The 25,339-nt window shown below is 73.3% G+C and carries 26 protein-coding genes; 17 read left to right on the top strand and 9 right to left on the bottom strand.

The annotated features are described in order from the left end of the window. The first annotated feature begins 74 nt into the window (after nucleotides 1-74). Nucleotides 75-956, top strand: coding sequence for an LLM class F420-dependent oxidoreductase (locus ABT296_RS32465; protein WP_351932633.1), 882 nt, complete (start codon nucleotides 75-77; stop codon nucleotides 954-956). 48 nt (nucleotides 957-1,004) lie between these two features. Here ABT296_RS32465 and ABT296_RS32460 read toward each other — a convergent pair whose 3' ends face one another. Further along, nucleotides 1,005-1,568 carry an NAD(P)H-dependent oxidoreductase gene (locus ABT296_RS32460; RefSeq protein ID WP_351932631.1) on the bottom strand — a complete coding sequence of 188 codons (564 nt, stop codon included), beginning with the start codon at nucleotides 1,566-1,568 and terminating at the stop codon, nucleotides 1,005-1,007. 99 nt (nucleotides 1,569-1,667) lie between these two features. Here ABT296_RS32460 and ABT296_RS32455 point away from each other — a divergent pair, with 99 nt between their 5' ends. Genes ABT296_RS32455 through ABT296_RS32440 form a run of 4 tightly spaced genes read left to right on the top strand, consistent with a single transcriptional unit; the run spans nucleotide 1,668 to nucleotide 6,083 of the window. Further along, the gene (locus ABT296_RS32455; protein WP_351932629.1) at nucleotides 1,668-2,345 is read left to right on the top strand and encodes a TetR/AcrR family transcriptional regulator; all 678 of its coding nucleotides are present in this window, start codon (nucleotides 1,668-1,670) and stop codon (nucleotides 2,343-2,345) included. Nucleotides 2,346-2,392: 47 nt separating this feature from the next. Then, complete coding sequence (locus ABT296_RS32450) at nucleotides 2,393-3,421, top strand: LacI family DNA-binding transcriptional regulator (protein WP_351932627.1); 1,029 nt, start codon at nucleotides 2,393-2,395, stop codon at nucleotides 3,419-3,421. 17 nt (nucleotides 3,422-3,438) lie between these two features. Then, nucleotides 3,439-4,617 carry a 4-hydroxybenzoate 3-monooxygenase gene (locus ABT296_RS32445; protein ID WP_351932625.1) on the top strand — a complete coding sequence of 393 codons (1,179 nt, stop codon included), beginning with the start codon at nucleotides 3,439-3,441 and terminating at the stop codon, nucleotides 4,615-4,617. Between the two features lie 29 nt (nucleotides 4,618-4,646). Beyond that, a complete protein-coding gene (locus ABT296_RS32440; RefSeq protein WP_351932623.1) occupies nucleotides 4,647-6,083 on the top strand; it encodes an aldehyde dehydrogenase family protein in 1,437 nt (478 codons plus the stop codon). A 16-nt stretch (nucleotides 6,084-6,099) separates the two neighbouring features. Here the strand turns inward: ABT296_RS32440 and trxA are convergent, their stop codons facing one another. After that, on the bottom strand, nucleotides 6,100-6,531 hold the full coding sequence (trxA, locus tag ABT296_RS32435) for a thioredoxin (protein ID WP_351932621.1): 432 nt from the start codon (nucleotides 6,529-6,531) through the stop codon (nucleotides 6,100-6,102). A gap of 141 nt (nucleotides 6,532-6,672) precedes the next feature. Between trxA and ABT296_RS32430 the strand changes: the two genes are divergently transcribed. Further along, nucleotides 6,673-8,106, top strand: a complete 1,434-nt coding sequence (locus ABT296_RS32430) for a dihydrolipoyl dehydrogenase family protein (protein ID WP_351932619.1) — start codon at nucleotides 6,673-6,675, stop codon at nucleotides 8,104-8,106. A 13-nt stretch (nucleotides 8,107-8,119) separates the two neighbouring features. Here the strand turns inward: ABT296_RS32430 and ABT296_RS32425 are convergent, their stop codons facing one another. Beyond that, the gene (locus ABT296_RS32425) at nucleotides 8,120-8,767 is read right to left on the bottom strand and encodes a peptide deformylase (RefSeq protein WP_351932617.1); all 648 of its coding nucleotides are present in this window, start codon (nucleotides 8,765-8,767) and stop codon (nucleotides 8,120-8,122) included. 136 nt (nucleotides 8,768-8,903) lie between these two features. On the opposite strand from ABT296_RS32425, the gene ABT296_RS32420 reads away from it, so the two are divergent. Next, nucleotides 8,904-10,334 (top strand): PepSY-associated TM helix domain-containing protein, encoded by a 1,431-nt coding sequence (locus ABT296_RS32420; protein ID WP_351932615.1) that lies wholly within the window; start codon nucleotides 8,904-8,906, stop codon nucleotides 10,332-10,334. A gap of 61 nt (nucleotides 10,335-10,395) precedes the next feature. On the opposite strand, the gene ABT296_RS32415 is transcribed toward ABT296_RS32420, so the two are convergent. Together ABT296_RS32415 and ABT296_RS32410 are read right to left on the bottom strand one after the other, a co-directional pair. Then, nucleotides 10,396-10,842, bottom strand: coding sequence for a MarR family winged helix-turn-helix transcriptional regulator (locus ABT296_RS32415; protein WP_351932613.1), 447 nt, complete (start codon nucleotides 10,840-10,842; stop codon nucleotides 10,396-10,398). Continuing rightward, nucleotides 10,839-11,330, bottom strand: coding sequence for a MarR family winged helix-turn-helix transcriptional regulator (locus ABT296_RS32410; protein ID WP_351932611.1), 492 nt, complete (start codon nucleotides 11,328-11,330; stop codon nucleotides 10,839-10,841). Before ABT296_RS32410 ends, ABT296_RS32415 begins: the two co-directional genes overlap by 4 nt. 113 nt (nucleotides 11,331-11,443) lie before the next feature. Here ABT296_RS32410 and ABT296_RS32405 point away from each other — a divergent pair, with 113 nt between their 5' ends. From ABT296_RS32405 to ABT296_RS32395, 3 genes are all read left to right on the top strand, one after another. Further along, complete coding sequence (locus tag ABT296_RS32405) at nucleotides 11,444-12,409, top strand: pirin family protein (RefSeq protein ID WP_351932609.1); 966 nt, start codon at nucleotides 11,444-11,446, stop codon at nucleotides 12,407-12,409. Nucleotides 12,410-12,513: 104 nt separating this feature from the next. Continuing rightward, entirely contained in the window at nucleotides 12,514-13,773 is a 1,260-nt protein-coding gene (locus ABT296_RS32400; RefSeq protein WP_351932679.1) for an SLC13 family permease, read from the top strand. Between the two features lie 5 nt (nucleotides 13,774-13,778). Beyond that, nucleotides 13,779-14,261 (top strand): universal stress protein, encoded by a 483-nt coding sequence (locus tag ABT296_RS32395; protein ID WP_351932607.1) that lies wholly within the window; start codon nucleotides 13,779-13,781, stop codon nucleotides 14,259-14,261. 245 nt (nucleotides 14,262-14,506) lie between these two features. On the opposite strand, the gene ABT296_RS32390 is transcribed toward ABT296_RS32395, so the two are convergent. Then, complete coding sequence (locus ABT296_RS32390; RefSeq protein ID WP_351932677.1) at nucleotides 14,507-14,941, bottom strand: MarR family transcriptional regulator; 435 nt, start codon at nucleotides 14,939-14,941, stop codon at nucleotides 14,507-14,509. A gap of 200 nt (nucleotides 14,942-15,141) precedes the next feature. Here ABT296_RS32390 and ABT296_RS32385 point away from each other — a divergent pair, with 200 nt between their 5' ends. Next, complete coding sequence (locus ABT296_RS32385; protein ID WP_351932605.1) at nucleotides 15,142-16,338, top strand: PP2C family protein-serine/threonine phosphatase; 1,197 nt, start codon at nucleotides 15,142-15,144, stop codon at nucleotides 16,336-16,338. Here ABT296_RS32385 and ABT296_RS32380 read toward each other — a convergent pair. After that, the gene (locus ABT296_RS32380; RefSeq protein ID WP_351932603.1) at nucleotides 16,313-17,521 is read right to left on the bottom strand and encodes a phospholipase D-like domain-containing protein; all 1,209 of its coding nucleotides are present in this window, start codon (nucleotides 17,519-17,521) and stop codon (nucleotides 16,313-16,315) included. The two genes, ABT296_RS32385 and ABT296_RS32380, sit on opposite strands and share 26 nt — an antisense overlap. A gap of 200 nt (nucleotides 17,522-17,721) precedes the next feature. Between ABT296_RS32380 and ABT296_RS32375 the strand changes: the two genes are divergently transcribed. The 4 genes from ABT296_RS32375 (at nucleotide 17,722) to ABT296_RS32360 (ending at nucleotide 21,746) form a co-directional block, all read left to right on the top strand. Further along, on the top strand, nucleotides 17,722-18,168 hold the full coding sequence (locus ABT296_RS32375; RefSeq protein WP_351932601.1) for a winged helix DNA-binding protein: 447 nt from the start codon (nucleotides 17,722-17,724) through the stop codon (nucleotides 18,166-18,168). 184 nt (nucleotides 18,169-18,352) lie between these two features. Then, nucleotides 18,353-19,615 (top strand): PP2C family protein-serine/threonine phosphatase, encoded by a 1,263-nt coding sequence (locus ABT296_RS32370; RefSeq protein ID WP_351932599.1) that lies wholly within the window; start codon nucleotides 18,353-18,355, stop codon nucleotides 19,613-19,615. A gap of 95 nt (nucleotides 19,616-19,710) precedes the next feature. Further along, nucleotides 19,711-21,291, top strand: coding sequence for a sensor histidine kinase (locus ABT296_RS32365; RefSeq protein ID WP_351932675.1), 1,581 nt, complete (start codon nucleotides 19,711-19,713; stop codon nucleotides 21,289-21,291). After that, entirely contained in the window at nucleotides 21,288-21,746 is a 459-nt protein-coding gene (locus ABT296_RS32360; protein ID WP_351932597.1) for a response regulator, read from the top strand. Before ABT296_RS32365 ends, ABT296_RS32360 begins: the two co-directional genes overlap by 4 nt. Before the next feature lie 49 nt (nucleotides 21,747-21,795). On the opposite strand, the gene ABT296_RS32355 is transcribed toward ABT296_RS32360, so the two are convergent. Both ABT296_RS32355 and ABT296_RS32350 read right to left on the bottom strand, forming a co-directional pair. Beyond that, nucleotides 21,796-22,641: an RNA polymerase sigma factor SigF gene (locus ABT296_RS32355; protein ID WP_351932595.1), complete on the bottom strand. Its 846-nt coding sequence runs from the start codon at nucleotides 22,639-22,641 to the stop codon at nucleotides 21,796-21,798. 318 nt (nucleotides 22,642-22,959) lie between these two features. Beyond that, nucleotides 22,960-23,328 carry an STAS domain-containing protein gene (locus ABT296_RS32350; protein WP_351932593.1) on the bottom strand — a complete coding sequence of 123 codons (369 nt, stop codon included), beginning with the start codon at nucleotides 23,326-23,328 and terminating at the stop codon, nucleotides 22,960-22,962. 199 nt (nucleotides 23,329-23,527) lie between these two features. On the opposite strand from ABT296_RS32350, the gene ABT296_RS32345 reads away from it, so the two are divergent. Both ABT296_RS32345 and ABT296_RS32340 read left to right on the top strand, forming a co-directional pair. Continuing rightward, a complete protein-coding gene (locus ABT296_RS32345; protein WP_351932591.1) occupies nucleotides 23,528-23,998 on the top strand; it encodes an ATP-binding protein in 471 nt (156 codons plus the stop codon). 39 nt (nucleotides 23,999-24,037) lie between these two features. Further along, complete coding sequence (locus ABT296_RS32340) at nucleotides 24,038-25,240, top strand: MFS transporter (protein WP_351932589.1); 1,203 nt, start codon at nucleotides 24,038-24,040, stop codon at nucleotides 25,238-25,240. The last annotated feature ends 99 nt before the right edge of the window (nucleotides 25,241-25,339 follow it).

The raw sequence follows: 25,339 nt of genomic DNA, 5'->3' as shown, positions 1-25,339 counted from the left end.
TGGCTTGACTTGGAGGGCGCTCGAGGATCTAGCGTCACGGACGTCGACGACAGCCCGGGCGAACGGAGAGCGACATGCGGGTGGGCGTGCACATCAACAGGTTCGAACTCCCCGGCGGCGCCGCCGAACTGGGACCCGGGCTGGCCGCCGCGGGCCGCGCGGCCGAGGAGGCCGGGGTGAGCTGGCTTTCGGTGATGGACCACTACTTCCAGATGGAGAACAACGGCGGGGCCGAGGCGCCGATGCTGGAGGCCTACACGACCCTCGGGTATCTCGCGGCCCACACCTCCACGGTCCGGCTCGGCACCCTGGTCACCGGGGTGACGTACCGGCATCCCGGACTGCTCGCCAAGATCGTCACCTCGCTCGACGTGCTCTCCGGCGGACGGGCCGCACTCGGCATCGGGGCGGCCTGGTACGACCGTGAACACCACGGTCTGGGCGTGGAGTTCCCGCCGGTCGCCGAGCGCTTCGAGCGGCTGGACGAAACCCTGCGGATCTGCCGTCAGATGTGGGACCCGAAGGACAACGGCCCCTTCGAGGGGCGGCACTACCGGCTCGCGGAGACGCTGTGCGTCCCGGCGCCGGTCGGCCGCCCGCGGCCGGAGATCATGATCGGCGGCGGGGGAGAGCGCAAGACGCTCCGGCTGGTCGCCCGGCACGCCGACGCCTGCAACCTGTTCGCGGCGGGCCCCGAGGAGGTCGCGCACAAGCTCGACGTGCTGCGCCGCCACTGCGACACCGAGGGCCGTGACGAGGCGGAGATCCGCCGGACCGTCCTCTACGCCGGCGACGCGGCCGCCGAGGGCGACCTGGACGCCTTCACCCGTGAGATGGGCGGCTACGCCGGGCTCGGCATCGACACGGTGATCCTCGCCCCCGGCACCGGCGAGGTGGCCCGGTACATCGAGGACTTCGCGGCCGGGGCGGTCCGGCGGCTGGCGGAGCTGGACTGAACGCGCGCGGGGCGGGGCCCCCGGTCCCCGCCCCCGTCACACGGTGGCTCAGGCGGCCGCGGCCTCACCGGCGTGGCCGTGCACGCGGGCGATGACCTCGGTCAGCTGGGCGGCGACCTCGGCGTCGTCGGCCGGGTGGGTCTCGGCGAAGCGGGTCACCGAGCCGGGGATGGACAGCTTGACGTCCTCCAGCACCCTGCCGCCGGCGATGCCCACGGCCTTGCGGGTCTCGTCCTGCGCCCACACCCCGCCGAACTGGCCGAAGGCGGTACCGACCACCGCGACCGGCTTGCCGCCGAAGGCGCCGGCGCCGTACGGGCGCGACAGCCAGTCGATGGCGTTCTTCAGCACGGCCGGGATGGTGCCGTTGTACTCGGGGGAGAAGAACAGGAAGGCGTCGGCGGCCTGGGCGGCGGCGCGCAGCTCCGCGGCCCGCGCCGGGACGTCGCCCTCGACGTCGATGTCCTCGTTGTAGAACGGGATCTCCGCCAGGCCCTCGAAGAGCTCGACCTCCGCGCCCTCCGGCGCGAGCTTCACGGCCGCCTCGGCGAGCTGGCGGTTGTGCGAACCGGCGCGAAGGCTGCCGACGAGCGCGAGGATGCGAACAGACATGGGAACTCCGATACGAAACAGGGGACGAGGGGGGTAACCGGACTGAGGTCCGTTTCGTTTCTAGCACCCTAAACGGACCGCGGTCCAGTTTTACTCCCGATGCTTTACGCTGACTTCATGTCCGCGCCCCTGCCGCCGTTCCCGATGCCCCAGGGCCCCGCCGTCGAGGAGCCCGAACTCCTCCAGCTCGGCCCGCCCGAGGACGAGCCGTGCCTGCGCGCCGACGCCGCCCGCAACCGGGCCCGGCTGCTGGAGGCCGCGGCCGTGCTGGTCGCCGAGCACGGCGCGGCCGGGGTCACCATGGAGGCGGTGGCCGCCGCGGCCCAGGTCGGCAAGGGCACGGTGTTCCGGCGGTTCGGCGACCGCACCGGGCTGCTCACCGCCCTGCTCGACCACTCCGAGCGCAACTTCCAGGCCGCCGTGATCTCCGGCCCCCCGCCCCTGGGACCCGGGGCGCCGCCCCTGGACCGGCTGAAGGAGTTCGGCCGCGCCCTGCTGCGCCGCACCGTCGACGAACTGGAACTCCAGCTCGCCGCCGAGCCCGTCCCGGAGCGCCGCTACTCCAGCGCCCCCCGGCGCTTCCTGCACGGCCACGTCCTGATCCTGCTGCGCCAGGCCGCCCCCGACGCCGACTGCGAACTCCTCGCCCTGACCCTGATGTCCTACCTGGAACCGGCGATGGTGCACTACCGCACCAAGGTCTGCTCGATGCCGCAGGAACGCGTGGAGGCCGGCTGGCTCGACCTCGTCGACCGCGTCACGGCCGACGGCCGGTAGGCCCGCCCCACGGCGGCTTCACGGTTTCTGCAAGGATGCGGTACCTCATGGTGCAGATACCAAGAACGTCCGCGTCCGCCGCGCAGCACTCCGTGCCCACGAGTGCCGACGTGGCCCGCCTGGCCGGCGTCTCCCGCGCGACCGTCTCCTACGTCCTGAACAACACCAGCGCGGTACGCATCAGCGAACCCACCCGGCACCGCGTCCGCGAGGCCGCGAAGGAACTCGGGTACGTCCCGCACGCGGCCGCCCGCAGCCTGCGCGCCGGGCACAGCCGGATGGTCCTGATGCCCGCCCCGGCCTTCCCGGTCGGCCCCCTGTACAGCCAGTTCATCAGCGACCTCCAGTCCTCCCTCGGCCGCCTCGACTACACGGTCGTGCAGTACGGCAGCGTCGGCCTGCACGGTGACGAGGCGGCCCGGGCCTGGGCCGAGCTGCGCCCCGTCGCCGTCCTGGTGCCCGGCTCCGGACTCGGCCCGCAGGGCGTCACGCTGCTCAAGCGCTCCGGCGCCCGGGCCGTGGTCACCATCGGCGCCGACTGCGTCGAGGGCGCCCACACCCTCCAGATGGACCACTCCGCCGTCGGGCACGCGGCCGGCCGCCACCTCTACGAGCGCGGCCGGCGCCGGATCGGCGTCGTCGTGCCCGCAGAACCGGGCCTGGAGGCCTTCTCCGGGCCCCGCCTCGCCGGGGCGCGCCGCGCCCTCGCCGGCACCGACGCCACCGTCACGGAGCTGCCGCTCGCCTACGACGAGGAGGCCGCCGCCCGGCTCGCCGCCCGCTGGCGCCGGCTCGCGCTCGACTCCGTGTTCGCGTACAACGACGAGTACGCCATGCTGGTCATGAGAGCCCTGCAGGACGAGGGCGTCACCGTGCCCGGGGAGACGGCCGTCATCGGCGCCGACGACCTGATGCTCGGGCGGCTGCTGCGGCCGCGGCTCAGCACGGTCCACATCGAGCTCCCGTCCGGCCGGGACCTCGCCGAGCTCGTCGACCGCGCGGTCCGCGACCCCGCCGCCGCGCCCGAGACGCACAAGGTGCTCGGAGCCTCGGTGGTGCACCGCGACTCCAGCTGACGCACGGGAGGCACGCCATGCGCACCACCGTCGGCATCATCGGCGGCGGACCCGCCGGGCTCCTCCTCGCCCGTCTGCTGCACCGCGCCGGCGTCGGCTGCGCCGTACTGGAGAGCCGGAGCCGCGAGTACGTCGAGAACCGCCACCGCGCCGGGATGCTGGAGCAGGGCACCGTCGACGCCCTGCGGGAGGCCAGAGCCGCCGAGCGCCTGGACGCCGAGGGCCTGGTCCACCACGGCATCGAACTGCGCTTCGAGCGCGAACGGCACCGCATCGACTTCCCCGGCCTCACCGGCGGCCGCAACGTCACCATCTACGCCCAGACCGAGATCGTCCGCGACCTGGTCGCACTCCAACTGGCGGACGGGCCGCCGCTGTTGTTCGAGGCACGGGCGCTGGCGGTGGAGGACGCGGAGGGCCGGCGCCCCGTCGTGCGGTATGTGCGTGGCGGCCGGGAGGAGGCGCTGACCTGCGACTGGATCGTCGGCTGCGACGGCTTCCACGGTGTGGCGCGCGAGGCGTTCCCGGCCGCCGTCAGCCGCACCTACGCCCACGACCACCCCTACGCCTGGCTCGGCATCCTCGCCGAAGTGCCCCCGTCCTGCGAGGAGTTGATCTACGCGCGCGGTGAGCGCGGCTTCGCCCTGCACAGCATGCGCTCGCCGTACGTCTCCCGGCTCTACCTCCAGGTCCCGGTCGGCACCGAACTGGAGGAGTGGCCCGACGACCGGATCTGGGACGAACTCGACGCCCGCTTCGCCGTCGACGCCGACTGGCACCTGCGGCGCGGACCGGTCGTCTCCAAGTCCGTCACCCCGATGCGCAGTTACGTCCACGAGCCGATGCGGCACGGCCGGCTGCTGCTCGCCGGGGACGCCGCCCACATCGTCCCGCCGACCGGAGCCAAGGGCCTTAACCTCGCCGTCTCCGACGTCCGGGTGCTCGCGCGCGCCCTGACCACCTGGTGTTCCACAGGCGACTCACAACTGATCGACAGATACTCGGAAATGTGTCTGGCCCGCGTGTGGCAGGCGACTCGCTTCTCCTACGACATGACTAGGATGTTGCACGCTCAACCAGACGGGGACGCGTTCGATCAACGGATGCAGCTCGCACGTCTGCGCCGGATCACCGCATCCCGCCACGCGGCCGCCGAACTGGCGGCCAACTACACGGGACTTCCGCTCCCCGAGTGAGTCCCGCGGTGACCGAACGGAGAGCTCTCATGTCGTTGCTCGACCCCAAGTCCTGGCAGCCCCGCCCCCTCGCGGGCGGCGAGCACACCGTCACCGAACCCGCCACCGGCGAGACGCTCGGCACGGTCGCCCTCGCCGCCGCCGAGGACGTCGCGCCGGCCGCCGAGGCCGCCCGCGCGGCGCAGGCCGAGTGGGCGCGCCTGCCGCACTTCGTGCGGGCCGGGGTCCTGCGCCGGGCCGGCGACCTGTTCACCGAGCACGCCGACGAACTGCGCGAGTGGCTGGTCCGCGAATCGGGGTCCATCCCCGGCAAGGCCGACTTCGAACTGCACGTCGCCGCCCAGGAGTGCTACGAGGCCGCGGCCCTCGCCTCCCGCCCGGCCGGACAGGTGCTCCCCAGCGAGGCGCCCCGGCTGTCGTACACCCGGCGGGTCCCGGTCGGCGTGGTCGGTGTGATCGCCCCGTTCAACGCGCCGCTGATCCTCTCCATCCGCTCGGTCGCCCCCGCGCTCGCGCTCGGCAACGCCGTCGTGCTGAAGCCGGACCCGCGCACCGCGGTCTGCGGCGGCCTGGCCCTGGCCGCGGTCTTCGCCGAGGCGGGCCTGCCCGAGGGGCTGCTGCACGTCCTGCCGGGCGGCGCGCAGGCGGGCGCCGCCCTGGTCGCCGACCCGCTGGTGCCGGTGATCTCCTTCACCGGGTCCACCGCGGCGGGCCGGGCCGTCGGCGAGGCCGCCGGACGCCATCTCAAGCGAGCCCATCTGGAGCTGGGCGGCAACTCCGCCCTGATCGTGCTGGAGGACGCCGACCTCGACGCGGTGATCTCCACCGCCGCCTGGGGATCGTTCTTCCACCAGGGGCAGATCTGCATGACGACCGGCCGCCACCTGGTGCACCGGTCGGTGTACGGCGAGTACGTCGAGCGGCTGGCCGCCAAGGCCGACTCGCTCGCCGTCGGTGACCCGCACCGCGACCAGGTCCACCTCGGTCCGCTCATCGACGACGGGCAGCTCGCCAAGGTGCACGGACTGGTCGAGGCCAGCGCCGCCCGGGGCGCCCGGCTCGCCGCCGGCGGCAGCCACGACCGGCTGTTCTACCGGCCCACGGTCCTCGCGGACGCCTCCGACGACACCCCGGCCTACGCCGAGGAGGTCTTCGGCCCGGTCGCCCCCGTCCGGCCCTTCACCACCCTCGACGAGGCGGCGGCCCTCGCGGCCGACAGCGCCTACGGTCTCTCCCTCGGCATCGTCACCGGGGACGCGGCCCGCGGACTGGCCCTCGCCGAGCGCATCCCGACCGGCATCGTGCACATCAACGACCAGACCGTGAACGACGAGGCCGTGGCACCCTTCGGCGGCACGGCCGCCTCCGGCACCGGCGCCCGGTTCGGCGGCGAGGCCAACCTGGAGGCCTTCACCGACGTGCGCTGGACGACGGTGCGCGGCGACGTGGCGCCGTACCCGTTCTGAGCCGCGCGGCCCGGGCCTACTGGCCGTTCTGCTCGGCCTTGGTCTGCCCGTCCTCGGGCTGCTCCGCCTTGGCCTGCTCGGCCTGGGCCTGCTGGGCGGCGACCGCCTTGTGGACCTCGTCCATGTCCAGCTTGCGGGCCTGTCCGATGACGTCCGTCAGGGCGGCCTCGGGCAGGGCGCCCGGCTGCGCGAACACGGCGACCTGATCCCTGATGATCATCAGGGTCGGGATGGACTGGATGCCGAAGGCCGCCGCCAGCTCGGGCTGCGCCTCGGTGTCCACCTTGCCGAAGACCAGGTCCGCGTTCTCCTCGGCCGCCTTCTCGTAGACCGGGGCGAACTGCCGGCACGGGCCGCACCAGGACGCCCAGAAGTCGATCAGGACGAACTCGTTCTCCGTGACCGTCTGGTCGAAGTTCTCCTTGGTGAGCTCCACGGTGCTGCTCATGGCGTTGATCCCTCTTCCTGGAGTCGGGGCGAGCCGTCCGCACAACACGGCCGGACCGGCGGGTATTCCGTGCGCTGTCGGTCACGCATCCGCGCACGTACCCGTGTGGCCCCGGCGCACACCACCCACCAGACTGGCCCCATGACGGAAACGGAACCCAACGCTTACGACGTGGTAGTCCTCGGTGCCGGGCCCGTGGGGGAGAACGTGGCCGACCGCACGCGCGCGGCCGGTCTGTCCACCGCGGTCGTGGAGAGCGAACTGGTCGGCGGCGAATGCTCGTACTGGGCCTGCATGCCCAGCAAGGCCCTGCTGCGCCCGGTCCTCGCCCAGGCCGACGCCCGCCGCCTGCCCGGCCTGAGCGCCGCCGTGCAGGGGCCCCTCGACACGGCGCGGGTGACCGCCCGACGGGACGGGTTCACCTCGCACTGGAAGGACGACGGGCAGGTCGGCTGGCTCGACAGCATCGGCGCGGACCTCTACCGCGGCCAGGGCCGGATCACCGGCGCCCGCACGGTCACGGTGACCGGCGCGGACGGCACGGAACGCGTCCTGACCGCCCGGCACGCGGTGGCCGTGTGCACCGGCACCCGCGCCGTGCTGCCGGCGCTGCCCGGTCTCGCCGAGGTGAGGCCCTGGACCAGCCGGGAGGCCACCAGCGCCAAGGAGGCACCCGGCCGGCTGGTCGTGGTCGGCGGCGGCGTGGTCGCCGTGGAGATGGCCTGCGCCTGGCAGGGCCTCGGCTCGCGCGTCACCCTCCTGGTCCGGGGCGAGAAGCTGCTCTCCCGCATGGAGCCGTTCGCCGGCGAGCTGGTCGCCGAGGCCCTCGCCGAGGCGGGCGCCGACGTCCGCACCGGCACCTCGGTCGCCTCCGTGACCAGGGAGAACGGCACGGTCGTGGTCGTCACCGACGGCGGCGACCGGATCGAGGCCGACGAGATCCTCTTCGCCACCGGCCGCGCCCCGCGCACCGACGACATCGGCCTGGACTCCATCGGCCTGGACCCCGGCTCCTGGCTCCCCGTCGACGACAGCCTGCGCGTCACCGGCAGCGACTGGCTCTACGCCGTCGGCGACGTCAACCACCGCGCCCTCCTCACCCACCAGGGCAAGTACCAGGCGCGGATCGCGGGCGCCGCCATCGCAGCCCGCGCCTTTGGCGTCCCCCTCCTGGAGTCGGACCCCTGGGGCGCCCACACCGCCACCGCCGACCACGCCGCCGTCCCGCAGGTCGTCTTCACCGACCCCGAGGCCGCCGCCGTGGGCCTCTCCCTCGCCGAGGCCGAACAGGCGGGGCACCGGGTCCGCGCGGTCGACTACGACCTCGCCAACGTCTCCGGCGCCTCCCTCTACGGCGACGGCTACCGGGGCCGCGCCCGCATGGTCGTCGACCTGGAACGCGAGATCCTCCTCGGCGTCACCTTCGTCGGCCCCGGGGTCGGCGAACTCATCCACTCCGCGACGGTCGCGGTCGCGGGCGAGGTCCCCCTCAGCCGTCTGTGGCACGCGGTCCCCGCCTACCCGACGATCAGCGAGGTGTGGCTGCGGCTGCTGGAGACCTACCGGGACAACTGAGGTCCGGCCGGGCTCAGTCCGGCAGGTCGAAGCCGAGCGCGGCCGCCGCCTCCTTCGGGGTCGGCTGGGCCCAGCGCTCGGCCATCGACCGGGCCGAGGACAGCGAGCGCGGCTCCGCCCGGTCGAGGTAGAGGGCGCCGTCGAGATGGTCCGTCTCGTGCTGCACGATCCGGGCGGGCCAGCCGGCGAACACCTCGTCCAGGGCGCGACCGTGCTCGTCCTGCCCGGTCAGCCGCACCTCGGCCGGCCGGGCCACCACCGCCTGCCAGCCCGGCACGCTCAGACAGCCCTCGAAGAACGCGGCCCGGCCGGGCCCGAGGGGCTGGTAGGCGGGGTTGACCAGGACCCGGAACGGCTGGGGCACCCGGCCGCGGACCAGGCGCACCTCCTCGGTCACCGGCGCCGGGTCCTCGATCACCGCGATCCGCAACGGCACCCCGACCTGCGGGGCCGCCAGACCCACGCCGGGGGCCGCGCGCATGGTCAGGCGCAGGGCCTCGACGAAGCGGGCCAGGAGGGCGGGCGGCAACTGGCCGTCGTAGCGCCCGGTGCCGCGCCGCAGCACCGGGTCGCCGGCCGCGACGATCGGCAACGGGCCCCCGAGGGAGAGGAGTTGCTCGACGAGTTCGGTCAGGGGCGGGTGCGCGTTCGGTGCTGCCATCGACTCAGGATGCCACGATCCCTCACCCTGTGACTCAGGTCACAGAAATGCGCGGGAACTCCGGGGCCGTACGCCCCGACTACTGGACCGCTACCGCACGACAAGCGTCCCCAGCCCCCCCCCGGAGAGGCCCCCGATGTCCACCGCTCCCTCGACCTCGCCCCCATCCGGCTCCGATTCAGCGGGGGGACCCCCCTCGGACGAGGCCCGCACCGCCGAAGCCGCCCCGGCGCCGGCCCGCCGCACCTGGGCCACGCTGCGCCCGCTCGTGCTCCGCCTGCACTTCTACGCCGGCGTGCTCATCGCCCCGTTCCTGCTCGTCGCCGCCGCGACCGGCTTCCTGTACGCCGCCTCGTTCCCGGCCGAGAAGATCGTGTACGCGCACGAACTGACCGTCCCCGTGGGCGAGGAGAAGCTGCCGGTCTCCCAACAGGTCGCCGCCGCCCGCGAGGCCCACCCCGAGGGCACGGTCGCGGCCGTGCGCCCCTCGCCCGAGGACGACGCCAGCACCAGGGTGATGCTCTCCGGCGTCGAGGGCGTCGACCCCGACCACACCCTCGCCGTCTTCGTCGACCCCTACACCGCCGAGGTGCGCGGCTCGCTCGAACAGTACGGCTCCACCGGCGCGTTGCCGCTGCGCACCTGGATCGACGAGTTCCACCGCGATCTGCGGCTCGGCGAGACCGGCCGGCTCTACAGCGAACTCGCCGCGAGCTGGCTGTGGGTGGTGGCCCTCGGCGGTCTCGTGCTGTGGTTCTCCCGGCGCCGGGCCCGCCGCAAGCTGCGCGGCACCACCGGTCGCCGCCGCACCCTGGGCCTGCACGGCACGGTCGGCGCCTGGGCCGCCGCCGGGTTCCTCTTCCTCTCCGCGACCGGGCTGACCTGGTCGCAGTACACCGGCGCCAACATCGACGAACTGCGCACCTCGCTCGGCGGGGCCACCCCGTCGATCTCGGCGGGCGCGGGCGGCGAGCACTCCGGGCACGGCGCCTCGGCCGCCGGGGACGGGGCGCACGGCGTCGGCCTCGACAAGGTCCTCGCCGCGGCCCGCGCCGAGGGGCTCGGCGACCCGGTGGAGATCGTGCCGCCCGCCGACGCGGAGTCGGCGTACGTCATCAAGCAGGTCCAGCGCAGCTGGCCCACCAAGGCGGACTCCGTCGCCGTGGACCCCGCCACCGGCACGGTCACCGACGAACTGCGGTTCGACGACTACCCGGTGCTCGCCAAGCTGACCCGCTGGGGCATCGACCTGCACACCGGCGTGCTGTTCGGTCTGGCCAGCCAGATCGCCCTGATGCTGCTGACGCTCTCGCTGATCCTGCTGATCGTGTGGGGCTACCGCATGTGGTGGCAGCGCGGCCGGGGTTCCTCCTTCGGCCGCCCGATCCCGCGCGGCGCCTGGCAGCAGGTGCCGCCGCAGATCCTGGTACCGCTGGCGGTGGTGGTCGCCCTGGTCGGCTACTTCGTCCCGCTGCTCGGGATATCGCTGGTCGCCTTCCTGGCCGTCGACATCGTGCTCGGCGAGATCGCCCACCGGCGCGGCCGCGCCAAGGCCGCCGCGCGCTAGAGGTTCACGCGGGACGGGCGGCCGGAGGGAATCCATTCCCTCCGGCCGCCCGTCCGGCGTTCTACGCCGCGCCGGCGGCCAGCTCCGCGTTGGCCCGCTCGGTGATGAGGCTCAGTACGCGTCCCGCCGCCGCCAGGTCCTCCTCCGGCAGGTCGGCGTAGATGCGGGCGCTGACGGGAGCGGTCTCCGCGGAGGTCCGCTCGTGCAGCGCCCGGCCGGCCTCCGTGATCCCGACCAGGGACGGGCCCGCGCCGGACAGCAGCCCCGCGGCGAGCAGTTCGTCGACCACCGCCCCGGCCTCGGCCCGCTCGGTCTTCAGCGCGCCGACGACGTCGCCGACGAGACCCGCCCGCTCCACCGGCCCCTCGGCGATCGCGGCGAACCGGAGCGTGACGGACTGCTGGAAGGTGACGCCGTGGCGGGCCAGCACGTTCTCCAGGACGGCGCGGGACGCGTAGTGCGCGAGGGCGATGACGCGGGGGTTCAGCGGGGGAGTGGTGGTGGTCATGGCTGCTCCTTGTCGGACTCGCCGTGCGGGGCGAACGGATCGAGGGGTGCGTCGAGCAGGGCCGCGAGATCGCGCCTGAACTCCAGGGCGCGCGGGGCGTCCAGGCCGCCGAGGGGCGCCAGTAGCTGCTGGAGCAGGCCCTGGACGACGTCGATCGCCTGCCGTGTCTTCTCCCGGCCCGCCTCGGTCAGCGCGAGCTGCACGGCTCGGGGGTCGCGGGGGTCACGGGTGCGTTCGATCAGGCCGGCCGACTCCAGGGAGCGCGCCAGCTTGGAGACGTACAGCGGCTCCAGGCCGGTGTGGTCGGCCATTCGCCGCTGGCTGGGCCGCTCCCCGGCCCGCCGCATGCCGTACAGCGAGGCCACCAGCGCGTACTGCGCGTGGGTGAGGCCCAGTGGTGCCACTGCGCGGTCGACCGCGACCCGCCACTTCGTCGAAAGCCGCCACACCAGATAGCCGGGCGACGCCTGCTCGGAACCCTTGCTCATGGAAAATAGAGTACATAGCTACTATGTACATGGCTACTATTTTCTCCCCCGCACGGGGGTGGCCCGGGGCGACTCACTGACGGAGCGGCCCCGCCGGGTCTAGTTTGGGCGGCATGAGCAATCTTGATCGGGAGGCCGCGCCCTCGGTGTGCGGCGGCCGTGGCTTCGTCGTGGCGGAGCCCGTACGGGAACTCCTCAGCCCGCGCCGGGTCAAGCTCGGCGAGTCCTCCGAGGTGCGCAGGCTGCTGCCGAACCTCGGCCGCCGCATGGTGGGCGCCTGGTGCTTCGTCGATCACTACGGCCCCGACGACATCGCCGACGAGCCCGGTATGCAGGTGCCCCCGCACCCGCACATGGGCCTGCAGACGGTGAGCTGGCTGCACGACGGTGAGGTGCTGCACCGCGACTCCACCGGCAGCCTCCAGCTGATCCGCCCGCGTGAACTGGGCCTGATGACCTCGGGCCGGGCGATCAGCCACTCCGAGGAGAGCCCCCGCTCCCACGCCCGCTTCCTGCACGGCGCGCAACTCTGGGTCGCCCTCCCGGACGGCCACCGCCACACCGAGCCCCGCTTCGAGCACCACGCCGACCTGCCCACCGTCACGGCCCCCGGCCTGACCGCCACCGTCGTCCTCGGCGGCCTCGACGGCGCGACCTCCCCCGGGACGACGTACACGCCCCTGGTCGGCGCCGACCTCGCCCTCGCCCGCGGCGCCGACGTACGCCTGCCGCTGGAGCCGGACTTCGAGTACGCGGTGCTCGCCATGTCCGGGGAGGTCCATGTCGACGGCGTCCCCGTGCTGCCCGGCTCGATGCTCTACCTCGGCTGCGGCCGCACCGAACTCCCGCTGCGCGCCGAGTCGGAGGCGGGCCTGATGCTCCTGGGCGGCGAGCCCTTCGAGGAGGAGCTGATCATGTTCTGGAACTGGATCGGCCGCTCCCAGGAGGAGATCGTCCAGGCCCGCCGGGACTGGACGGAGGGCACCCGCTTCGGCGAGGTGAAGGGGTACGACGGCGCTCCGCTGCCCGCCCCCGAACTCCCGGCGCTGCCGCTCAAACCGCGCGGCCGGGTGCGCTAGGACGCCTGCCACGACCCCGCTGAGCAGGGGCGGGAACCCGTTGCGGGTACGGTTCGGGGTGTTGTACGGGCGGCCCGGCCGCCTTCGCGCGGAAGGACCCGACCCTGAACACCCCGCTCGCGGAGACCCTGTCCGTGGTCCTGCTCGTCCTCGTGCTGGCCTGCGCGGTCGTCCGCCCCTTCGGATGGCCGGAGGCGGTGGTGGCGGTCCCGGCCGCCGCCCTCCTCGTCGCCACCGGCGCGCTCCCCCTCGGTGACGCCCTCGACGAGGTCGAACGGCTCGGACCGGTGGTCGGCTTCCTGGCCGCGGTCCTGGTCCTGGCCCAGCTCTGCGACGACGAAGGGCTGTTCCGCGCCTGCGGCGCGTGGATGGCCCGTACGGCGGCGGGCCGGCCGCGGCGGCTGCTGGCCCAGGTGTTCCTGGCCGCGTCGGGCATCACGGCCGTGCTCAGCCTGGACGCCACGGTGGTGCTGCTCACCCCGGTCGTCTTCGTCACCGCGGCCCGGCTCGGCGCCCGCCCCAAACCGCACGTCTACGCCTGCACCCATCTGTCGAACACGGCCTCCCTGCTGCTGCCGGTCTCCAACCTGACCAACCTGCTGGCCTTCAGCGCCAGCGGCCTGAGCTTCACCCGCTTCGCCGCGCTGATGGCGCTGCCGTGGGCGGCCGCGATCGCCGTCGAGTACCTGGTGTTCCGCCGCTTCTTCGCCGCGGACCTGGACGCCGGGGCCGAGGCACCCGCCGAGGCCGAGCCGCCGCGGCTGCCGAAGTTCGCCCTGGTCACCGTGGCCTGCACGCTGGCCGGGTTCGTGCTGACCTCGGCCGTCGGCGTCGACCCCGCCTGGGCGGCCCTGGCGGGCGCGCTGACCCTCGCCGTCCGGGCCCTGTTCCGGCGGCGCACCACACCGAGGGCCCTGCTCGGCGCCGCCTCGGTGCCCTTCCTCGCCTTCGTCCTCGCCCTCGGCATCGTGGTCCGGGCGGTCGTGGACAACGGGCTCGACGAGGCCCTCGGGCACCTCGTCCCCGAGGGCACGGGCCTGCCGGAACTGCTCGCGCTCGCCGGTCTCGCCGCCGTCCTCGCCAACGTGATCAACAACCTGCCCGCGGTGCTGGTGCTGCTCCCGCTGGCCGCGCCCTCCGGTCCCGGGGCCGTCCTCGCCGTCCTGCTCGGGGTGAACATCGGCCCGAACCTCACCTACGCGGGCTCGCTGGCCACCCTGCTGTGGCGGCGGATCGTCCACGCCCACGACGGGGAGGTCGAGTTGAAGGAGTTCACCCGGCTCGGCGTGTACACGGTTCCGGCGAGCCTGGCCGCCGCGGTGCTGGCACTGTGGGTGTCACTGGAGCTGATCGGAGGAGGCTGACGCCCATGGCCGTCGTCGTCTGGACCGTCGAGGGCACCTGGCCCGCCTGCGTGGACGCCGCCCGCGCCCACGCCCCGGCCGAGGCCGGCATCGTCCTGCTGCACATCACCCCGGCCGACGTCCCGGGCGCCGCGCACGGCGCCTTCGCGGGACTGCTGGGCCGCGGCCACCCCGAGCGCGACCCGGGCACCCGGGTGGAGCACCTCGCCGAGGACTCGGCCCGCCGGCTGCTCCTGGCCGCCGCCGAGCGCCTCGGGCGGCCCGCCACCCGGGTGGCCCGCACCGGGCGCGCCGAGCAGGAGGTCGTACGGGCGGCGGACGGCGCCGACCTGCTGATCCTGGCCCGCGACGGCGACCGCACCCACCTCGGCCCGCACAGCCTCGGCCCGGCCGGCCGCTACGTCGTCGACCACGCCCCGTGTCCCGTGCTGCTGGTCTGGCCCGAGTCGCCGCGTACGCGCGGAGACATGCCGCACATCACCGCGTAAGGCGCGGCCTGTGGGTACAAGGGTTCGAGTGGCTGCGGCTGTCACAGTGGCGGCGCCGGTCGTTGCCGTTTGACAATGATGACCATGAGGCAACAGAGTTACATGCTGCACGAGCAGGGGGAAGGACAGGACATGCACAGCTGGACGCGGAGCGCCGCGCGTGTCCGCGCGCGTGCCGGTCTGCGGTGCCGCACCGCGGGCGCCGCCCCGGTGCCGCGTACCGTCCCCGACCCGCGAGGGGCCGGTCAGGCGCTGCGGCTGCCCGGGTCCGCCTCGTCGTCGTGTATCTGCGTGGCGGCGGTGGCGCAGAACGCCTCCAGCCCCTCCAGCAGCGCGATCCGCTTCGCGGCCGGCATCTGCGCCAGCACCTTGTGCAGCTCCCGCTCCCTGCGGGCGCGCAGGTCGGCCAGGAAGCCCCGGCCCGGTCCGCTGAGGTGCAGCCGCACCTCGCGCCGGTCCTCCGCGCTCACCACCCGCTCCACGAACCCGGCGGCCACCAGCCGGTCGCAGAGTCGGCTCGTCGACGGCGGCGTGGACGCCAGCGACTCGGCGAGGGTCCGCAGGTTGATGCCGTCGTGGTGCTCCAGGATGTGCAGCACCCGCAGCTGGGACGCGGAGGTGGGTGCCGTCGAGGCGCGTCCCCACACGACCTCCAGCAGCTCGACGGCCGTGGTGGTCACACGCGCGACCTCATCGGGCGCGGGGCGGCGGAAGACAGTCACGATCACACTCTCGCAGGCACTGGGGTGCCTGTCAGCGTACTAGCAGCGGCGCTCCCGGCGGCCGGTCCCAGGGCGGCGCGCCCGTCCCTTCTGGGAAACCCGGCCCGGTGTGAGCGAGATCCGCGTGTGTCCGGTGAAAGGTTGGTGTACTTCTCGTCATGAACAGATTCGCGGCCGCCGAACGTGCTCTGCGAACGGCGGTTCCCGACGAACTGCTCGACGCCCTGCGCGTGGTACTGGTCGACCGGTACGACGCCGACGACGTCGAGCTGTTCATGGCCGACTACGGCCTCTCCGTGCTCCAGGCGGTGTCCCTGCCCCCGGACAGCGCGGAATCGATGTCGGTGCACAGCAGTGCCGCCGGCCGCGCCTTCGGCTCCCAGCAGCCGTACCGCGAGGAGACCAGGGACGGGCGGGCGCGGCTGCACCTGCCGGTCAGCGTGCGCGGCGACCGGCTCGGCGTGCTGTCGGTGACCCTGCCCGGCACGGACGCGGCCCGCGACGCGGAGAGCGAACTGGCCGAGGTCGCCGAGGTGCTGGGGCGCGAGGTGATGGTGGCCGACCGGGACACCGACCGCTACCTGCGGGCCCGGCGCCGGGACCGGCTCACCCTCGCCGCCGAGATGCAGTGGCAACTGCTGCCCGGCAGTTCCTGCTCCCGCCCCGAGTACGAACTCGGCGCCCAACTGGAGCCCGCGTACGCCATCTTCGGCGACAACTACGACTGGTCGGCCACCGCCGACCATCTGACGCTGTACGTCACCAACGGCATGGGCGAGGGCATCGAGGCGTCCCTGCTGACCAGCCTGGCCATCAACGCCCTGCGCAACGCCCGGCGGGCCGGCATCGGCATCGCCGACCAGGCGGCCCTGGCCGACCAGGCCGTCTACGCCCACTACCGGGGCCGCTGCTACCTCTCCGTGCTCATGTTCGACTTCGACCTGGCCACCGGCCGGGCGCGCGTGGTGGACGCCGGCTCGCCCCGGCTGCTGCGGCTGCGCGACGGCGTCGTGGAGGCCGTCGACTTCGAGGCGCAGCTGCCGCTCGGCATGTTCGAGGAGACCGACTACGTGGCGCAGGAGTTCTCCGTCGAGCCCGGCGACCGGCTCGTCTTCGTCAGCGACGGGGTGCACGCCGTGGCCTCGCCCAAGGGCGAGGCGTACGGCGAGGGGGCCCTGGCCCGCGCCATGCAGTCCACCCGGCTGCTCCCCGCCGCCGAGGTGCCGCGTGCCGTGCTGCGGGAGCTGACCGGTCACCGCGGCGGCGCCGCACCGGACGACGACGCCCTGGTGGTCTGCCTGGACTGGCACGGCAGGCCCGGCGAGCCGGTCACAGGAACCGCCGGATCGGAGTGACCGCGGCCTCCTTGACGCGCTCCAGCGCCGAGCGCCGCCGCCAGCGGGCGGGATCGATGGCGACACTGCGCCGCAGGTCGGCGTCGTAGTCGCGGTCCAGCTCCGCGGTGAACCGCTCGTCCAGGACCGCGAGCATGACCTCCTCGTCGTGGTCCATGGACCGGCGGTTGAAGTTCGTCGACCCGACCAGCGCGGCCACCGAGTCCACGGTGATGACCTTGGCGTGCATCATCGTCGGCTGGAAGTGGTGGATGCGCACCCCCGCCTCCAGCAGCCGCCCGTAGTACTGCCGGCCGGCGAGCTGACAGGCCCGCTGGTCGGTGTACGGGCCCGGCAGCAGGATCTCCACCCGCACCCCGCGGGCGGCGGTCGCGCAGAGCAGGTCGGCGAAGTAGGCGTCGGGGGCGAAGTAGGCGGTGGCCAGCCGGAAGCGCTCCTCGGCGGAGGTCAGCATCACCCGGATCAGGGTCTGCATGTCCTGCCAGCCGAAGCTCGCCGAGCCGCGCACCACCTGCACCACCGAGTCGCCGGCCGGCTCGTGGCCCGTGAACCGGTCCCGCTCGTCGAAGAGTTCGTCGTGGCACTCGGCCCAGTTCTGCGCGAACGCGGCGGCGACCCCGTCCACCGCCGGGCCGCGCAGCCGGACATGGGTGTCGCGCCACTCGTCGGGCCCGCGGGCGTCGCCCTGCCACTCCTCGGCGATGCCGACCCCGCCGGTGAACGCGGTGTCCTCGTCGACGACGAGCGCCTTGCGGTGGCAACGGTGGTTCTGCTTGAACGGTGACACCCGGACCGGCTTGCGGAACCAGGCCACCTGCACGCCCGCCGCCTCCATCAGGTCCAGCAGTTCCTGCTCGATCTCCTTGGCGCCGAACCCGTCGAGCAGCAGCCGCACCCGCACACCGTCCCGGGCGCGGTCGGCGAGCGCGGCGGCGAAGTCGTGGGCGATCCGGCCCCGCCAGTACACGAACGTCATCATGTCGATCGTGTACCGGGCCGACCGTACGGCCTCCAGCATCGCGGGGAAGATCTCGTCGCCGTTGCGCAGCGGCACCAGCTCGTTGCCCTCGGTGGCCGCTATGCCTATCAGTCGCTCCAGGCGGCGGCGCAGGCGCTGCTTGCGGGCTGCGGGGCCGTCCGCCGAGGTTTCGTCCGGGGCCGCCGGCCCGCTGTCGGTGATCATGTGGTACCCCCCTGGGCGTGTCGGGCGGGCCGGCGCCTGCTCCGGCCCGCATCTGTCCGGGTGTCCGGATGCCCCGCCTACGCGGTCCCACGCGTCGGCCTCGGCACGGCCTCGGCACGGCCTCGAACGGTTGACCGGGGCTGAAGCGGCGTCGGGCGGGTAGACGCGGTACTCGACGGCACCAAGGAAAGGGGCGAACCATGCCAGTTGATCCCGAATCCGCCGAACCCGCCACCGCGGACCAGATCGCCGAGTCCATGATCGAGCTGTGGCGGCAGGCGCACGAGGACGTCGCGCCCACCATCTCCGACGAGCAGATGCGCGGCCTGCTGGTGCTGGAGACGGAACGGGGCGACCCCGCCCGCGTCGCCGACGGCCTCGGCGTCGACCGGGACGCCGCGGACCGGCTCTGCGACCGCCTGGAGCGCCGTACGCTCGTGCGCCGCGGACCGTCCGGGGAGTTCTGCCTCACCGGCGCCGGCAAGTGCGTGCTCGAAGCGACCCGCCAGCGCCGCCGGCAGCTCCTGGAGCAGACCCTCGTGACGGCCGCGCCCCCGGACCGCCCGGTGCTGCGCGACGCGATCGACCAACTCTACGGAGTGGTCCACCCCTTGGTCCGGGTACCGCGCAGCCGCTCGCCCCGCTGACCGCGTCCCGGCACCCGAATCCCCGGACCGCCAGGGACATTCACCCGTCCCGGCCCGCCATCAGATCTTGACCGGCCGGTGACGACAGCGCGGCGCGCGGCCAGTAGTCTTCGTTCGTTGCCTTACGGCAATGACGAGCCATCGACCGGCTCGGCCGAGGCGATCGAGGGTGAAGCGGAAGCGAATGATCCCAACACAGCATGGGGTTGTCGGCGTACGGGTCGCTCAGGACGTCGCCGGCGTGGACGGCACCGCCTGGGACTGGCAGGAACCCTCCGTCCTGCTGATCGAGGACGACGAGGCGGACGCCCTCCTGGTGGAGGAGCTGGTCGCCGACTGTTCCCCGGGAATGCGGCTGACCTGGGTGCGTTCGCTCGCCGAGGCCCGCGAGGCCCTGACCACGGCGTCCCCGGACTGCGTCCTGCTCGACCTGCACCTGCCCGACTCCAAGGGCCTCGAGGGCGTCGCCACGGTACGGCAGTACGCCGATGTCGCCGTGGTGGTGCTGACCGGGCTGGCCGAGGAGAGCACCGGGCTCGCCGCGGTCGCCGCGGGGGCCCAGGACTACCTGGTCAAGGGGCGCGTCGAGGCGGAGCTGTTCGGCCGCGCGATCCGCTACGCCATCCAGCGCAAGCTCGCCGAGCAGGCCGCCGCGGCCCTCCAGGCGGGCCAGCTGAGGGCGGAGGAGAACCGGCGGCTCGAACGCGGCCTGCTGCCCACCCCCCTGCTGCGGGACGCGGCCGGCCCGGAGGTGGTCGCGCGCTACCTCCCCGGCCGCGAACAGGCCCTGCTCGGCGGGGACTTCTACGACGTCGTGCAGACCCCCGACGGCAGCGTCCACGTCCTCATCGGGGACGTCTCGGGCCACGGCCCCGACGAGGCGGCGCTGGGCGTGGGCTTGCGCATAGCCTGGCGGACCCTGGTCTTCAGCGGCGTCACAGGCGCCCGCCAACTGCGCACCCTGGAGGAGATCCTGCTCGCCGAGCGCACCGGGGAGCAGATCTTCGCCACCCTCACCAGCGTCGAGGTGCCGCCCGACGGCCGCTCGACGCGGGTGATGCGGGCGGGCCACCCCGGCCTGCTGCTGCGCAGCGGCGACCGCGTCGAGTGGGTCGAGGTCGACGGCGGACCCGCCCTGGGGGTGCTGCCCGGCGGTGTGGCACGCTGGCCGGTGGCGGAGCTGGCCCTGCCGGACGACGACGCCGGCCTGGTGCTCTTCACCGACGGCCTCTTCGAGGGCCGTATCGGGCCGGGGCGCGAGCGCCTCGGCGAGGAGGGCCTGCTGGAGCTGGCCCGCTCGCTGGCGACCCTGCCCGCGGAGGCGTTCGTGGACGGGCTGATCGGCCGCGCCGAGGAACTGGCCGAGGCCTACGGCGGCCTCGCCGACGACGTCGCCGTGCTGCATCTGCGCCGGACCACCCGAGGGAAGCAGGAAGACCGAACGTGACCACGCCTCCCCCCGCGGAGCCCTTCGCCCCGGAGGACCCCAGCCGTCGCAGCCGTATCACCGTGCAGGGCTGGTTCCACGTCGCCCTGGCCGTGATGATCGCGCTGGTCGTGACCGGCTCGGTGGTCGGCTCCGAACTGCTGGCCAGGACCGCCCGGGTCTCCGACCGGCTCATAGAGGAGATCCAGCCCGCCCGCTCCGAGGCGCTGCAGATGCAGAACGCCCTGCTCGACCAGGAGACCGGCGCCCGCGGCTACGTCCTCGCCGCCGACCGGCAGTTCCTCACCCCCTACACCGACGGCCAGCGCGCCGAGCACGACGCGGCGGACCGGCTGCGGAAGCTGATCGGCGACCGGACGACCCTGCGCGCCGACCTCGACCGCATCGAGAGCGCGGCGGAGGACTGGCGCCGCACCTACGCCGACCCGCTCATCGCCGGCGTCACCCCCGGAGACCCCCGCCCCACCGACGCCGTCGCCACGGCGAGCGGGAAGGCCGCCTTCGACGACATCCGCAGGCTGTTCACCGAACAGAACCGACACCTCAAGGAGGCCAGGAACGACAGCCGCAGCGAGCTGTCGCAGGTGCGCACCGTCCGCAACTGGGTGCTGAGCGGTCTGGTCGCCGCCTTCCTGCTCACCGGCGTGGCGCTGGCGGTGCTGGTGCACGTCCTGGTCGCCCGGCCCCTGGGACGGCTGCGGACCGCGTCCCGCCGCGTCGCCCGCGGCGACTTCACACACCGCATCCCCGCCGGGGGACCCGCCGACATCCGGGCCATGGCCACCGACGTCGAGGCCATGCGCCGGCGCCTGGTGACCGAACTCGACGCCTCCCGCGTCCAGCAGGAGCACCTGGCCCGGCAGGCCGACGACCTCGACGCCCAGGCGGTGGAACTGCGCCGGTCCAACGCCGAACTCGAACAGTTCGCCTACGTCGCCTCGCACGACCTCCAGGAGCCGCTCCGCAAGGTTGCCTCCTTCTGCCAGCTGCTCGAGAAACGCTACGGCGACCAGCTGGACGAACGGGGCATCCAGTACATCGCCTTCGCCGTCGACGGCGCCAAGCGCATGCAGGTCCTCATCAACGACCTGCTCACCTTCTCCCGCGTCGGCCGGGTCAACGACGCCAGCCTGTCCGTGGCGCTGGACCAGAGCCTGGACAAGGCCCTGGCCAACCTTCGCGCCGCCGTCGAGGAGTCCGGAGCGGTAGTCGAACGCTCCGGCCCCCTGCCCGAGGTCTGCGGCGACCCGACCCTGTTCGTCATGCTCTGGCAGAACCTGGTCGGTAACGCCGTGAAGTTCCGCCACGCCGACCGCCCGGTCCGGGTCTCCATCACCTGCGAGCCCGATCCCGAGGCCGAGGAGGGCAGCCCGGCCTGGCGGCTGAGCGTGACCGACAACGGCATAGGCATCGCCGAGGAGTTCGCCGAGAAGGTGTTCGTCATCTTCCAGCGGCTGCACGGCCGGGACACCTACTCGGGGACGGGCATCGGGCTGGCGCTCTGCAAGAAGATCGTGGAGTTCCACGGCGGACGCATCTGGATCGACACCGCCCACACCGACGGCACCCGTTTCCTGTTCACCCTGCCCGCGGCCCCGGCCGCCGCCTCCGACGGCACCGCCGCCGCGGACGCCGGCGAGACCGGCCGTACCGTCCCGGAAGGACAACCCGTATGACCGCGCCCGCCGCACAGCCCATCGAGGTCCTGCTCGTCGAGGACGACCCGGGCGACGAACTGATGACCCGCGAGGCATTCGAGGACAACAAGATCGGCAACACCCTGCACGTCGTCCGCGACGGCGAGGAGGCCCTCGACTTCCTCTACCGGCGCGGCGAGTACGGGCAGGCGCCGACCCCGGATCTGATCCTGCTCGACCTCAACCTGCCCAAGTACGACGGCCGTCAGGTCCTCGAACGCATCAAGTCCGACCCGGAACTCGCCCACATCCCCGTGGTGGTCCTCACCACGTCGGCGGCCGAGGAGGACATCCTGCGCAGCTACAAGCTGCACGCCAACGCCTATGTCACCAAGCCCGTCGACCTCGACCAGTTCATCGCCGCGGTGCGCCAGATCGACGAGTTCTTCGTGACCGTCGTACGACTGCCCGGCCGGGACCAGACCCGCCGGTGAGCGGGCCCGGTGCCGACCGGGCAGGGGAGACCTACGGTGGCGCGTGCCGTCACTCGGTGGTGAGCAGCCCCGAGCGCAGACGGGCCAGTATGCGGGTGATGAGACGCGAGATGTGCATCTGCGAGACCCCCAGCTCCTCGCCGATCTGCGCCTGAGTCCGCTCCTCCACGAACCGCAGGTGCAGGATCAGCCGGTCCCGCTCGTCCAGTTCGGCGACGAGGGGAGCGAGCGCGTGGATGTTCTCCACGAGTTCGAGGGCGGTGTCCTCCTCGCCGATGAACTCCGACAGCGCCGCCTCGCCCTCGTCGGCGTCACCGGTGATCGCGGCGTCCAGCGAGGCCGAGTTGTACCCGTTGGCCGCGATCTGCGCCTCGACGACCTCCTCCTCCGAGAGGTTCATCAGGGCGGCCAGCTCCGACACCTTCGGCGAACGGCCCAGCCGGCTGCGCAGCTCCTCGCTGGCCCGCGCCAGTTCGGTGCGCGCCTCCTGGAGCCGGCGCGGCACATGGACGGACCAGGAGGTGTCGCGGAAGAAGCGTTTGATCTCACCGACGATGTACGGCACCGCGAAACTGGTGAACTGCACGTCACGGGAGATCTCGAACCGGTCGATCGCCTTGATCAGGCCGATCGTGCCGACCTGGACGATGTCCTCCATGTCCTGCCCGCCGCTGCGGAACCGGCGGGCGGCGAAGCGCACCAGCGAGATGTTCATCTCGATCAGCGTGTTGCGCGCGTACTGGTACTCCGGAGTGCCCTCCTCCAGCACGGCGAGCCGGTCGAAGAAGGTCTTCGTCAGTGCGCGTGCGTCCTGGGGCGCGATCTTCTGAGGGTCTGCCAGGTGAGGCAGCTCCGTACCGGACTCAGTCGCCGTACCGACGAGTGCCGTCGTCATCCCAGGTCCTCCCAGCGGTCGGGGCCCACTCCCGTGAGGGGCCGACAAGAGCGCGGCTACCCGGTCGCGAACACAACATGCCTGCGTTCTCGGAGAGATCTCAGAACTTTTTCTCCAAGTCCCCCACACGCTCCGACGGGTTCGGAAAGGGTGCGGGCCGCCGGGTGTGTGGACCCGGTGAGTCCGGGCAGACGACGGCCGTGCGGGCAGCGCCCGCAGCCCTCGCAAGAGGGCCGTCCCCGTGACCGGTCGGCGGGCCACGGTGCGGCGGGCCGCCGTCGGAGCGCTCCGGCGGCGGCGCCCCCCCCGCACGGTCCGTCAAGGGCCCAGCGCGTCCTGCACCGTTGAGGAGCAGGGGATGACCTCGTCCACACCCACCAGCCGCAGGGTCCGCAGCACCGACGGTACGGGCGCGGCGATCCGCAGCCAGCCGCCGGCCTCCGAGGCGTCGCGGTGGGCCGCGATCAGTATGTTGAGCCCGCTGGAGTCCATGAAGGTGACCCGGCTCAGGTCCGCGACGATGCGCGGCCGGCCGGCCGCGCAGGCCTCCTTGGCGGCCGATCGCAGCTGAGGGCTGGTGTCGTGGTCGACCTCGCCGGTCAGGGTGAGCACCTGGACGCCCTCCATGACGGTGGTCGTGACCGTGAGGCCGTGCCACGGTGTCTGCTCGGCTCGTTGGGCATCCATCATTCGTCCTCCGACCACGTCTGTGATACTGGCACTTGCCCCAGGCCGTGTCCGACCCGGCCCGCGCCCGGGACGCATGCCCCGCAAGTGTCGTGAGCATGCGCTCCGGCCAGGGGTTTCCCGGTGCGGGGGAGCCGGGCGTTGTTTGCGGTCACGCGGGTACGAGCGTCGTACGAACGGGGTAGCGGAGGCGGCGGTTATGGGAACAGTGCCGGTGGACCAGGACGGCACGGCGCCGGAGGTCATGCAGACCGCCGTCGCGCTGGACGGGGACGGCAGTTGCATCGCGCAGGCCCGCCATCTGGCCGCCGCCTTCCTCACCAGGGCACGCAGCGCGCTGGGGCTGCCGGTCTCGCAGCGGAGCGTCGAACTCACCCAGCTGGTGGTCAGCGAACTGGTCACCAACGCCCGCAAGTACGCGCCCGGACCCATCGCGATGGACCTGCGGATCGTCGGCGACCTGGTCGAGGTCGTGGTGTGGGACTCCGAACCGATGCTGCCGCTCGCCCGCGGCGCGGACCCCGGCCGGGTGGGCCGGCACGGCCTGGAGATCGTGATGGCCGTCGCCGACGGATTCGAGGTGAGCCGGGAACCGGTGGGCAAGCGGGTCACCGCCCGGGTCGCCCTCACGGACGCCACGGATGCCACGGACGGCGCGCGGTCCGGCTGATCCCGGAGGCCGGGGCCGTCGGCGGTTACGGTCGGGGCCATGGACGGTGATCTTCGAGGCTGGCGGCCCTGTCTGCTCGCCGGGGCCGTGTTCGCGGTCTGCATGGCGGGCACCACGCTCCCGACCCCGCTCTACGGCCTGTACCAGGAGAAGTTCGGCTTCGACGAACTCACCGTCACGGTCGTCTACTCCGTCTACGCCTTCGGGGTCATCGGCGTGCTCCTCCTCGCGGGCGACGCCTCGGACGCCGTGGGCCGGCGCCCGGTCCTGTGGTGGGGGCTTGCCTGCGCGGCCGCGAGCGCGGTCTGCTTCCTGTGCGCCACCGCGCTGGGCTGGCTCTACGCCGGGCGGCTGCTGTCCGGCCTGTCCGCCGGCCTGTTCACCGGCGCCGCCTCCGCGTACGTCATCGAACTGGCGCCGCGCGGCTCCCCACGGGCGACGTTCGTGGCGACCGCCGCGAACATGGGCGGCCTCGGGTGCGGCCCGCTGCTCGCCGGGGTGCTCGCGCAGTACGCCGACCGGCCGCTCCACCTGCCGTTCGTCGTCCATCTCGGCATGGTCGCGGTCTCGGCGGCGGTGCTGACGCTGCTGCCGGAGACGGTGCGCGACCGCAAGCCCCTGAGCACGGTACGGCCGCAACGCCCCGGGCTGCCGCCCCGGGTGCGGGCCGTGTTCGGGCCGGCGGCCGCGGCGTCCTTCGTGGGCTTCGCCCTGTTCGGGGTCTTCACCTCGGTCAGCCCCTCCTTCCTCGCCCACTCCCTCGGCGTGCGCGACCACGCGGTCAGCGGACTCGTCGTCGCACTCGCCTTCTTCTCCTCCACGGCCGGGCAGCTCGCCGTCGGCCGGGTCGGCGTCGCCCGGTCGCTGCCGCTCGGCTGCGCCTTGCTCCTCGCGGGCCTGGCACTCCTCGCGGGCGCCCTGCACTGGGACCTGTTGGCGCTGGTGGTGCTGAGCGCGGTCGTCGGCGGTACCGGGCAGGGCCTGTCGTTCCGCGGCGCGCTGTCCGCGGTGGCGCGGGTGTCCGAGGCGGACCGGCGGGCCGCGGTGATCTCGGCACTGTTCGTCGTCGCCTACACGGGCATCTCGGTGCCGGTGATCGGCGTGGGGCTGCTGGTGGAGCCGATCGGACTGGAGGGCGCGGGGCTGGTGTTCATCGCCTGCATGGCCCTGCTGGTGTCGGCGGCGGGCGTCTATCTGCTGCGCAGACCGGTACCGGAGGCGGAACCGGCCGACAGGACCTAGGGTCCTTCTGATGGATCTCCGTGGCAGAAGGAGCGGCGTTCGGTGCGTGCGCTCGGCGTGCGGCGTGGAGGGACATGTGGCGGAGCCACCTGTCCCTCC

This window comes from Streptomyces sp. NPDC000983 (genome assembly GCF_040299205.1).
Taxonomy (GTDB): Bacteria; Actinomycetota; Actinomycetes; order Streptomycetales; family Streptomycetaceae; genus Streptomyces.
This window is presented reverse-complemented; position numbering and strand designations above follow the sequence as displayed.

Coding starts and splice junctions, on each gene's coding strand:
- ABT296_RS32425 (WP_351932617.1), bottom strand. CDS start 8,767: ATGGCAGCACCGAACGCGCACCCGCCCCTGACCGAACTCGTCGAGCAA.
- ABT296_RS32365 (WP_351932675.1), top strand. CDS start 19,711: ATGATCGCGCTGGTCGTGACCGGCTCGGTGGTCGGCTCCGAACTGCTG.
- ABT296_RS32350 (WP_351932593.1), bottom strand. CDS start 23,328: ATGGATGCCCAACGAGCCGAGCAGACACCGTGGCACGGCCTCACGGTC.
- ABT296_RS32460 (WP_351932631.1), bottom strand. CDS start 1,568: ATGTCTGTTCGCATCCTCGCGCTCGTCGGCAGCCTTCGCGCCGGTTCG.
- ABT296_RS32355 (WP_351932595.1), bottom strand. CDS start 22,641: ATGACGACGGCACTCGTCGGTACGGCGACTGAGTCCGGTACGGAGCTG.
- trxA (WP_351932621.1), bottom strand. CDS start 6,531: ATGAGCAGCACCGTGGAGCTCACCAAGGAGAACTTCGACCAGACGGTC.
- ABT296_RS32450 (WP_351932627.1), top strand. CDS start 2,393: ATGGTGCAGATACCAAGAACGTCCGCGTCCGCCGCGCAGCACTCCGTG.
- ABT296_RS32440 (WP_351932623.1), top strand. CDS start 4,647: ATGTCGTTGCTCGACCCCAAGTCCTGGCAGCCCCGCCCCCTCGCGGGC.
- ABT296_RS32385 (WP_351932605.1), top strand. CDS start 15,142: ATGAACAGATTCGCGGCCGCCGAACGTGCTCTGCGAACGGCGGTTCCC.
- ABT296_RS32380 (WP_351932603.1), bottom strand. CDS start 17,521: ATGATCACCGACAGCGGGCCGGCGGCCCCGGACGAAACCTCGGCGGAC.
- ABT296_RS32340 (WP_351932589.1), top strand. CDS start 24,038: ATGGACGGTGATCTTCGAGGCTGGCGGCCCTGTCTGCTCGCCGGGGCC.
- ABT296_RS32375 (WP_351932601.1), top strand. CDS start 17,722: ATGCCAGTTGATCCCGAATCCGCCGAACCCGCCACCGCGGACCAGATC.
- ABT296_RS32420 (WP_351932615.1), top strand. CDS start 8,904: ATGTCCACCGCTCCCTCGACCTCGCCCCCATCCGGCTCCGATTCAGCG.
- ABT296_RS32370 (WP_351932599.1), top strand. CDS start 18,353: ATGATCCCAACACAGCATGGGGTTGTCGGCGTACGGGTCGCTCAGGAC.
- ABT296_RS32430 (WP_351932619.1), top strand. CDS start 6,673: ATGACGGAAACGGAACCCAACGCTTACGACGTGGTAGTCCTCGGTGCC.
- ABT296_RS32410 (WP_351932611.1), bottom strand. CDS start 11,330: ATGAGCAAGGGTTCCGAGCAGGCGTCGCCCGGCTATCTGGTGTGGCGG.
- ABT296_RS32395 (WP_351932607.1), top strand. CDS start 13,779: ATGGCCGTCGTCGTCTGGACCGTCGAGGGCACCTGGCCCGCCTGCGTG.
- ABT296_RS32405 (WP_351932609.1), top strand. CDS start 11,444: ATGAGCAATCTTGATCGGGAGGCCGCGCCCTCGGTGTGCGGCGGCCGT.
- ABT296_RS32360 (WP_351932597.1), top strand. CDS start 21,288: ATGACCGCGCCCGCCGCACAGCCCATCGAGGTCCTGCTCGTCGAGGAC.
- ABT296_RS32345 (WP_351932591.1), top strand. CDS start 23,528: ATGGGAACAGTGCCGGTGGACCAGGACGGCACGGCGCCGGAGGTCATG.
- ABT296_RS32465 (WP_351932633.1), top strand. CDS start 75: ATGCGGGTGGGCGTGCACATCAACAGGTTCGAACTCCCCGGCGGCGCC.
- ABT296_RS32415 (WP_351932613.1), bottom strand. CDS start 10,842: ATGACCACCACCACTCCCCCGCTGAACCCCCGCGTCATCGCCCTCGCG.
- ABT296_RS32455 (WP_351932629.1), top strand. CDS start 1,668: ATGCTTTACGCTGACTTCATGTCCGCGCCCCTGCCGCCGTTCCCGATG.
- ABT296_RS32445 (WP_351932625.1), top strand. CDS start 3,439: ATGCGCACCACCGTCGGCATCATCGGCGGCGGACCCGCCGGGCTCCTC.